The following is a 9547-nucleotide window of genomic DNA, read 5'->3' as shown; positions in this document are numbered from 1 at the left end:
CGCCGCCGCCCGCCGCACCGGGGCGGTCGGGCTGCTCGCGCCGGCCGTCGTCGTCGCGGTGGTGGGGGTGACGACCGCGCCGACCGCGCTGGTCGCCGCGATGCCGCTGCTGCTCGCGCTACCGCTGGTGTGGTGGCACCTCGCGCACGCGCCGTGGGCCACCCGGCTCGCGACGGCCGCCGTCGCGTTCGCCGCCGCCAGCGTGGTCGTGCCGCTCGGGCTGGCCGACCAGACCCTCGCCGACGTGCGCGAGTCCGTCGCCGTGCACCGCTGGTACTACTTCCAGTACCAGTGGTGGCAGGAGTTCGTGCACTACGCCAACCTCCTCGGCCCCGACGACCAGGGCACCTGGGGACGACGCCTGCCGGTCCTGCTGACCGTCGCCGTCGTCGCGCTGGGCGCGGTGCGGCTCGCGACGCGCCGCGGCACCGGCGGCCCGCTCGGCTCGGCGCTCGGGTTCGCTCTCGCCGCCACCGCCCTCGGCCTCGTCGCCGTCGCCGTCAGCCCGACGAAGTGGGTCAACCACTTCGGCGCCGTCGCCGCCCCCGCGACGCTGCTGCTCGGCATCGCGCTCGCCCGCGGCCCGCTGCCGCGGCGCGCCCCGGCCCGGCTCGTCGCGGTGGGGACGGCCGTGCTCGGCGTCGTCGCCGCGGTGATCTACGCCGGCCCGAACCTGTGGCGCCCGTTCTCCGACTGGGGGCAGCCGTTCGGGAACCACTCGGTCGTCGACGCCCCGATCCACCAGCAGGTCCTCGCCCCGCACCTCGGGCCGCTGTACCTGCGCAGCCCGCTGCTGTGGCTGCTCGTGGTCGCCGCCGCGCTGTGGTGGGCCCGGCGGCGGGGGAGCGCGCCCCGGCCGGACCGGGCGGTGCTGCGCGTCGCCACGGCCGGCGGCGTCGCGCTGATGCTCGCCGTGTTCGTCGTCGCCCCGGTGCAACAGGCCCCCGGCGCGTCGGTGGCCTCGATGAACCTCGCCATGCTGACCGGCGACGGCTGCGGGCTGGCCGACGCGCTGACCGTCACCGTCCCCGGTGACGCGAAACCCGCGCTCCCGGGTGACCCGCCCCGCCTCACCGGGGTGATGCGGGACGGCCCGCCGCCCGACCGCCCGTCGATCCCCGGCCCCGTCTGGCACACCGAGGACGCCGGCACCGGCACCCTCGACGCCGGCTGGTTCCCCGTCCCGGCCGGGACCACCCGGCTGATCCTGCCCCTCACCGGGGACCTGCGCGGCGACCAGGCCGTGCGGGTCGAGTCCGGCGCCGGCACGGCCACGGTCGACCTGCCGGGGACGAAGGTCGCCGACTGGCGGGACGTGGCGGTGACCCTGCCCGGCCCCGCCGACCGGGTCCGGGTCGTCGTGGACGACCGGATCGACGGGCCCGACACCTGGCTCGCCGTCGGCGCCCCGCGGCCCGCCCGCGACCTGCCCGCCCGCACGGTGCTCGGCGACGCCCCGGTGTTCGCCGACCAGGCCTCGGCGGTGCTGTGGCCCTGCCAGGACCAGATCGCGGTGCGCCACGGCATCGCGCAGGCCCCGCAGTGGCGGCTGCGCACCGGCGACGACCTGGAGGGCGCGACCGAGGCCACCGCGTTCTTCCCGGCGAACGGCGGGACGCTCGCCGGGATCGGCCGCACCGCGACCTTCGACGAGCTGCCCTCGCGGCTCGATCCGCCCGGCGGGCGCGCGATGTTCGCGCCCGCGCACGTCGAGCGGGTGCGCTACGAGCACCCGACCGACGGCTGGGACCTCACCGTCGGGACGCAGCGACGGTGGGGCTGGGAGCGGCTGCCGACCCTGGCCGACAAGGACTACACCGGACGGGACTTCCTGGGCTGACCCGGGGGTGGCTCCGGGCGACCCCGGAGCCGCTCGGCCGCCGGATCCGGTGTGCTCACCCGATGTTCTCGACGACGACCTGGCGGCGGACGACCGTCTGGCTGCACGTGCTCACCTCGGTCGGCTGGGCTGCCCTGGCCGCCTCGCTCGCCGTCCTGCAGGTCCTGGGCGGCGACCCGGCGGCCCGACCGGCGGCGCTGCTCGGGGCCCACCACCTCGACGCCGTACTGCTCGCCCCGCTCGCCGTCGGCTCCGCGCTGACCGGCACGGTGCTCGCCGCCGCGACGCCCTACGGCTTCTTCCACCACCGCTGGGTCGCGACGAAGTTCGGGATCACCCTGGCCCAGCTCTACCTGGGGATCGGGGTGATCTCGACGCGGCTCGACGCAGCCCACGCCGACCCGACCGGGTCGCCGCCGCCCGAGCTGTTCCCGCTGACGCTGCTCATGGTCGCCGCGATCGCGTTCCAGGCGTGGCTGTCGGTCGCGAAGCCGTGGGGCCGGACCGGCTGGTCGGCGGGCAGGCCCCGGCCGGTGACCGGTCCACGGTGGATGTTCGCGGCGGCGAGCGCGGCCGTCGTCGTCGACCTGGTCGCCGGGTTCCTGCTCGGGCACCCGGCCCCGGTCGCCTCGGTCGTGGTGCTGATCGCGGTGCTCCTCGGACGCCCGCGCGGACAGGTCAGACCGTGTCGTAGAGCCGCGCCCACGTCTCCCGCGACGTGAGCCGCGGCTCCGCGGCCTTCCACTCCCGGGCGACCTGCGGCCCCTCGTTCCACAGCCGGCGCACCGTGTGCACCCCGCGGGTGGTGAGCTCGCGCAGCCGCTCCTGGTCGCGGGTCCGGATGCGGACGCCGTTCTCGGCCATGTCGGTGACGATCGCGCGCTCGAACAGCGACACGTGCCACCAGTGCGCCTCACCGGCCGGGACCATCCCGGAACGGAACGGCACCCGCCCGGTGGCCTGCAGCAGGGCGCGCTTCACCCAGGTCCGCACGATCTTCGACGGCTTGCCCCCGGCGAGGCGCACCACGGACTCGCGCACGTCGAGCCCGGCCTCCGCCAACGGCACGGCCGTCGTCTCGGGGTAGGCGGCGCGGATCCGGCGGATCTCCGCCGCCGCGGAGGCGGAGCCGTCGTCGAGGACCGAGGGGCCGCGCAGGAAGTCCTCGACCGCCGTCAGCAGCGTCGCGGCCAGCCCGTACTGCATCGCGACCAGGTACTGGGCCAGCAGCTCGACGACCGTCGCGGACACCGTGCGCCGGTCGAAGCCGGTCCGCAGGGCGGCGGTGATCAGGCCGTTGCGCTGGTTGAAGTAGCGGTGCCACTCGTCCCAGTCCTTCCAGCCGAAGTCGGCGTGCCACACGCCGGCCCCGGGCAGCGACACCGTGGCGAAGCCGCGCTCGCGGGCGCGGTAGCCGAACTCGACGTCGTCCCACTGGAAGAACAGCGGCAGCGGATAGCCGATAGCCCGCACGATCGGTGCGGGGATCAGGCAGGACCACCAGCCGTTGTACTCGGTGTCGACCCGCTGCTCCTGCACGATCGGCAGCAGCCGCTCGTCGCGGCCGAGGAGGAAGCCCTCCTCCAGTGCACCGGGCACGGGCCTGCCGACGCGGAGCTTCTCGGGCTCGGCGTACTCGGCGGTGATGTGGACGTGCCCCGGGTGCAGCAGGTTCAGCATCTGCCCACCGACGATCGTCGGCGCGGTGGTGCAGGCGGCGAACCCGGTCAGCCGGACGACGATCTCCGGGTCGAGCAGCACGTCGTCGTCCATGAGCAGGACGTCGTGGTCGTCGGCCGGGTCGCCCGCGGTCGCCTCGTACAGGCCGCGGGTGAAGCCGCCCGCGCCGCCCAGATTGGGCTGGCGCTGGTAGGCGAGCCGGTCGCCGAACGCGGCCGCCAGCTGCGCGAACCGGTCGCGCGACTCCAACGGGTCGCTGCCCTGGTCGACCACGCGGACGCATCCGACGCGGGCCAGTGCGGCCGGGTCGTCGAGCAGCGCCTGCAGCGTGTTCAGGCAGTCCTCGACGCGGTTGTAGGTGCAGATCGTGATCGAGGTGGGCCGCGGCGGGCGGGACACCGCGACGGTCCACTCGACGTCGGACACGGTCAGCGTGCCGGTGTCGGTCGCGAACTCCAGCCAGAGTCCGCCGCCGTCGACGAAGCGGTCGATCGCCCCGGTCAGCTCGACCGTGGTGCTCCCGGTGGCGTCGACCCCGGTGGTGGCGACGGCGCGGGCGACCTTGTTGGTGTCCGAGGCCATCAGCCACACCCGGCCGCGGCCGGCGGCGCGCAGCGTCACCCGGACCTCGGGCACCGCGGTCCAGCGCTGCCAGTAGGTGGCGTGCAGCCGCCCCCAGTAGGTGTTGGTGGTGACGTGGGTGGCCGGGACCAGCTCGATCAGGTCCCGCTCGCGGCGGGCGGCGCCGCGCAGGACCTCGGCGTAGAGGTCCTCGGGCACCAGGTGCGTCGGCCCGGTGAAGGGGCCACGCTGCACGACCAGCCGTCCGGGGCGGGTCCCGCCGGCGGGGTCGTCGGCCGGGGCGGGCTCGCCCCCGCGGAGGGGCCGGGCGGTGTCCAGCATGGCTCTCGCTCTCGCCTCACTTCTCGGATCGGACGTCACGGAGTCTGCCGGGGCCTCAGCCCGGCAGCGGCGTCGGGTCCGGCGACGGAGCCCCGGCCTGCCCGACCTGCTGCCAGCCCCACAGGGTCCGGTCGCCCTCCTGCACCGGGGCCGGGACCGCCCGCGGGTCGTAGGGCTCGACGAGCCGGACCTGGCCCCAGTCGAAGTCCCAGGCACCGGGCAGGTAGGTCGGGACGTAGCGCTGGGCGGCGGTCCGGAGCAGCCAGCCCTGCGGGCCGCCGAACCGGCTGCGGCCCCACTCGTCGGCGACGGTGCGCTGCTGCGGGTCGGCGAGCATCCGGAACACCGGCACGTCGGCGATGCCCCGGTGCACGCCGAAGCGCTGCACGCAGGGGTGCACGAACGACGTCGCCCAGTCCAGGTACGCGGTGCCGCGGGCGGCGATCGTGGTCAGCGGGGTCAGCCGCGGGACCCGGGGCTGGGCGACGGCGACCCACGACCCGGCCCCGATGCCGCGGTCGGACACGATCACCCGCACCCGGTCGGCGTCGGCGGCCGGGCGGCCCGCCAGGTCGACGCGCAGGTCCCGCCACGCCTGGCCGCCCGAGGCGCCGCCGGAGTAGTCCGACGTGCTGCTGACGGCCCCACCGGGCTCGATCTCGTCGACGACCGCGCCGTCGCGGGCGAACTGCAGGGTCACGGTGTTGCCGCCGCCGATCGTCCCGGCGACGCCGAGCACCAGCGGCGCGGAGCCGTCGCGGGCCGCGGCGGGCAGCGCGTGCCACACCGAGCGGTAGTCGCCGACGTTCTCCGGGTCCGGCGACCAGCTGCCCATGACCGGCCCACCCAGCGGGCCGGTACCGGTGACGCCGGGCCGGTCGTCGCCGTCGCCGCTGTTGTCGCGCAGCGACCCCGGTCCGGTCGGGGGCAGGCCGTCGGGCGTGACGCCCTCGGCCAGGGGACCGGGGTCGGGGACACCGGCCGGTTCCGGCGCGACGGGCAGCACGCTCGCGGCCGGGTCGGTCTCGACCTGGATGCGCCCGGCGAGCCCGCAGCGCGACCCGGTCGGGTCGGTCAGGACGTCGGCGCCCAGGGAGTAGGAGCCCGCCTGCTTCTCCATGCCCTTGGCCAGGGAGGCGACCTGGAACAGCACCATGAACGCGCAGATCACCGCGATCGGCGCCGACCCGAGCCGGACGGCCTGGACGGTCCCGATCCGGCCGCGCCGACGCCCGAGGGTCCGCCGGACCGGGCGCGGCACCCCGGAGGTCGAGCGCAGGTGCTCCACCCCGGCGACGACGAGCGACAGGAACGCCAGGACCAGCAGCACCGTCGTCGCCTGGATCCCGCTGACCGACACCGGCTTGTCGAACCACGGCACGCCCCAGTTCGAGACGTACCACCAGGTGTTCGGGCCGCGGAACGCCAGACCGGTCACCGCGAGCACCGCGCCGAGGAACAGCGCCTGGTTGCGTCGCGAGCGCAGCACACCGGTGCTCGTCGCCAGCGCGGCCAGCGCCGCGACGCCCGAGGCGAGCGCGGCGAACGCGCCGAAGTGGTGCGTCCACTTCGTGGGGGTCAGGGCCAGCACCGCGAACGACAGCGCGGTGCTCGTGAGCAGTCGCCGGGAGAACCCGAGCGCCGCGCCCGGGATGCGGCCGCGGCGCAGCAGCACGATCGTCGAGACGATCATGCACAGCCACAGCAGCAGGACCGGGAAGCGCCGCTGCAGCGAGCCGTCGCGGCTGTCGCTGAACAGCAGGTCGTAGCGGGCGAGCTCCTGGTACCAGGGCAGGTTCGGGCCGATGTCCTGGCGGACCCGGGTGGCCTCGGCGACGGTGGCGAGGGTCTGGTCGCCGAAGACGGCGGTGAGCACGATCAGACCGGCCGCGAGCAGCGGGCCGAGGGTGGCCGTCCACCCGGTGGTGCGGATCCGCTCGGTGAACAGCCGCAGCAGCGGCCGGGCCGCGGCCAGGAACGGTGCCAGCGCGATAAGACCGGTCGGCGTCGCCGCGACGGCGAACGCCCCCGCGACGAGTGCCCCCGCGACCGGAAGCAGCCGCCGGGTGGCCAGGGCGCGCTCCAGCATCACGAACGACACCAGCGCCGCGATCACGACAACGGTCTCCGGGCGGAGCCCGTTGTTGAACGGCAGCCAGAAGCACAGGAACACCCCGGCTGCGGCCCAGCCCGCGGAGCGGCTGCGCCGGACCCGGGTGCCGAGGCGCGGCAGCAGCGCCCGGCTGATCAGGAACCACGACGCGACGCCCATCGCCAGCGCCGGGACGCGCAGCCACAGCACCGACTCCGAGACCCCGCTCCACAGCGAGTACAGCTGGTAGAACCAGCCGAACGGTGCCTCGGGGACGTCGAACCAGCGGTGGTAGTTGCCGATGTAGCCGGCGGTGTCGTTGCCCCGGGAGATGTCGAGGATGTAGCCGTCGTCGCTGGTCATCGACCCGATGAGGGCCCACACGACCAGCACGCCGACGACGACGGCGTCGCGCAGGTCGTCCTGCCCGCGCAGCCGGCGCGCCAGCCGGCGGCCGTGCACGACGCGGCGGGCGTCGACGTCGTCGATCCGGCGCAGGAAGAACAGCGAGCCGAACAGCGCGACGATCGCGACACCGCCCGCGACGAGCTTGAGCGTCGAGGCGTCGGTGTCGTAGCGGTTGTCGGTGTCGAACCGGACGCTCGTGCCGCCCATCGGGTCGCGGGCCGCGTCGAGGTCGGAGTGGATCCCGGTGAGCTGCGGACGGCCGTCGCCGGCGAACTCGTAGAGTGTGGCCCCGCCCAGGGTCGCCGTCGTCGCGTCGAAGTCCGAGGTGAACGTGAGCGCGCAGGGCGCGCCCGGCGGGGGCAGCGGCGCGGTGGCGATGCGCTGACCGCGGTTGTCGAGGGTGACCACCCCGTCGGCGACGGCGATGCGCAGCCCGACCGTGCCGCCGTCCGGGGCGCCGGTGGGTGTCGTGGACAGCACGGTCGCGCGGCCGGACCCGCGGTCGTCGAGGCTGCGGATCGCATCGCAGCCGATCGTCGCGGTCAGGCTCTCCGGCCGGTACGCGACCAGGGGGGCGTTCAGCGGCGCGGTGCCGGTCGTGGCGTTCGGCCAGCTGACGGTCGCCGTGTTCTGCACGACCGGCAGGAACGGGATCGCCAGCGCCAGCACCGCCGAGAGCAGGCCCAGCGCGGCGGCGAGCAGGCGGTCGGTCGGACGCGACCGGCGGTCGGTGGGGCCGGATCCCGGACGGGGATCCGCCTCCGTGTCGGCGGTCAGCACACGACCGAGGCTAGACGCCACCCGGTGATCAACTGTGATCCCCCCGTGACCCCGACCGTCCACCCGTCCGGCGTAGTCCACCCACCCGGGGCCTCAAGGTCGGTCACTCCGGGTTTCGATCACGGTGAGTGATCAGCTGCGACATTCGGGCACTGTTCGGGTGTCACCGGTGACGGTGGTGATCTCGCCTCGTTGGCCCCGGTGTGAGCATCTGCACCGATTCGCGAGCGACGGCCGACGACCCGGCCACCGCCGCGTCCGCCGCCGGCGGAACCACTCCCGGACAGGGGGGTTCGTCTGTCCGATGTGGAGGCAACGGTGGCGGTGAGGTGCTCGCGCTGACGGGGCTGCGTATCGTCGCCGCGCTCTGGGTCGTCGCGTTCCACTTCCACTTCACCCCGATGGCGGGTGTGGAGACGGTGAACGGTTGGCTCGGACCGCTGATCACACAGGGTGCGCTGGGCGTCGACCTGTTCTTCGTCCTCAGCGGCTTCGTCATCGCCTGGACCTACCTCGACCAGCTCGGTCCGCGGCTCCGACTCCGGGACGCGGGCAGGTTCGTGTGGGCCCGCGCGGCGCGGATGTGGCCCGCCTACGCGGTGGTGTTCCACCTCTTCGGCGTGTGGCTGGTGGCGCGGCTGCTGTTCGGGTCGACGACCGACGTCGCCTACCAGGCGGTGCAGCCGTCGATCGGCGTCGGCGCGTGGCTCGAGCAGTTGTTCCTGGTGCAGATGTGGGACGAGCAGTACCTCGACGGCGCGTCCTGGGTCGGCCCGACGTGGTCGATCAGCGCCGAGTGGCTGGCGTACCTGCTGTTCCCGCTGCTGGCGCTCGGATTCTTCCGGCTGCGGAACGTGCCGTTCGCGGTGCTGGCGGCGGGGTCGCTGCTGTGCACCGCGCCGATGGCGGCCGCGTTCCTGGTGGTCGGCTCGCCGTACTACCCGTACAGCTGGCTGGTCCGGATCCTCGGCGGGTTCTCCGCCGGTGTCCTGGCGATGCTGGCCGTGCGGCGGCTGCGCGCCACCGAGCGGGTCCGCTCCTCGGCCTCGGCGACGGCGACGTCCACCGTCGCCGCGGTGCCGTTCGTCCTGCTGGCGGGGTCCGTCGTCGGCGGCGGCCTCCACGGCCTGGCCGTCGTCGCCTTCCCGGTCCTGGTCGGAGCCCTCGCGCTCGCCGACCGCGGACCGGTGCACCACCTGCTGACCCGTGGCCCGATGGTGCACGGAGGGCGGATCTCCTACGCCCTCTACCTGGTCCACATCCCGATGTTCGAGATCTTCTGGTTCCTGAGCGACTCCGGTGTCCTCCCCCGCGGCGGGGAAACGGGGCACCTGATCGCGCTCACCGTCTTCGTGGGGACTCTGCCCGTGGCACACCTGCTGTACTCGCTCGTCGAACGTCCCGCGCGCCGGTGGATGCGGGGCCGGGCCCGGCCCACCCCCGAGGCCGTCGAGGCGGTCGTCGCCCCCGACCCGGTCCCGGCCGCCCGCCGCGTCGTGGCCAACGACGAGGCGCGCCGTGACCCGGAGACCTCCGTGCTGCCGATGATCACCGACGAGCCGGTGACCTCGGTGCTGCCGGTCGTGTCCGCCGCCCCGGCCACCGCCGATCCCGCCGCAGCGGCTGCGGCCGTGTCCGCCCGGCGGGTGGCGCGGCGGTCCGTGCCGTCGCCGCAGCCGTCGGCCCCGGCGCAGCCGTTCGCGCCGGCCCAGCAGGGCGACGTGCCCTCGGTGACGGAGGCGCTTCCGGTGGTCCGCCGCCGCTCGGCGGGCCCCGCCGTCGCCACGACGTCGGGCTGGACCCCCACCACGGCGCCGGAGCAGGCCCCGGCCGACGACGCGCGG

At 75.1% G+C, this 9547-nt stretch carries 5 protein-coding genes; 3 read left to right on the top strand and 2 right to left on the bottom strand.

All coding sequences use genetic code 11. The annotated features are described in order from the left end of the window. Positions 1–1840: arabinosyltransferase domain-containing protein (locus NH602_RS23825; RefSeq protein ID WP_253068954.1), on the top strand; the 1840-nt coding region annotated here is incomplete at its 5' end. A 62-nt stretch (positions 1841–1902) separates the two neighbouring features. Beyond that, a complete protein-coding gene (locus NH602_RS23820; RefSeq protein ID WP_253068953.1) occupies positions 1903–2562 on the top strand; it encodes a hypothetical protein in 660 nt (219 codons plus the stop codon). On the opposite strand, the gene NH602_RS23815 is transcribed toward NH602_RS23820, so the two are convergent. After that, the gene (locus NH602_RS23815) at positions 2519–4423 is read right to left on the bottom strand and encodes a glycosyltransferase (protein WP_253068952.1); all 1905 of its coding nucleotides are present in this window, start codon (positions 4421–4423) and stop codon (positions 2519–2521) included. The two genes, NH602_RS23820 and NH602_RS23815, sit on opposite strands and share 44 nt — an antisense overlap. A gap of 55 nt (positions 4424–4478) precedes the next feature. Beyond that, entirely contained in the window at positions 4479–7703 is a 3225-nt protein-coding gene (locus tag NH602_RS23810) for an arabinosyltransferase domain-containing protein (RefSeq protein ID WP_253068951.1), read from the bottom strand. A 329-nt stretch (positions 7704–8032) separates the two neighbouring features. Between NH602_RS23810 and NH602_RS23805 the strand changes: the two genes are divergently transcribed. Further along, positions 8033–9547, top strand: a 1515-nt coding sequence (locus tag NH602_RS23805) for an acyltransferase (protein WP_253068950.1), incomplete at its 3' end; no start/stop codon positions are given.

The sequence above is a fragment of the Pseudonocardia sp. McavD-2-B genome (assembly GCF_024124365.1).
Lineage (GTDB): Bacteria > Actinomycetota > Actinomycetes > Mycobacteriales > Pseudonocardiaceae > Pseudonocardia > Pseudonocardia alni.
This window is presented reverse-complemented; position numbering and strand designations above follow the sequence as displayed.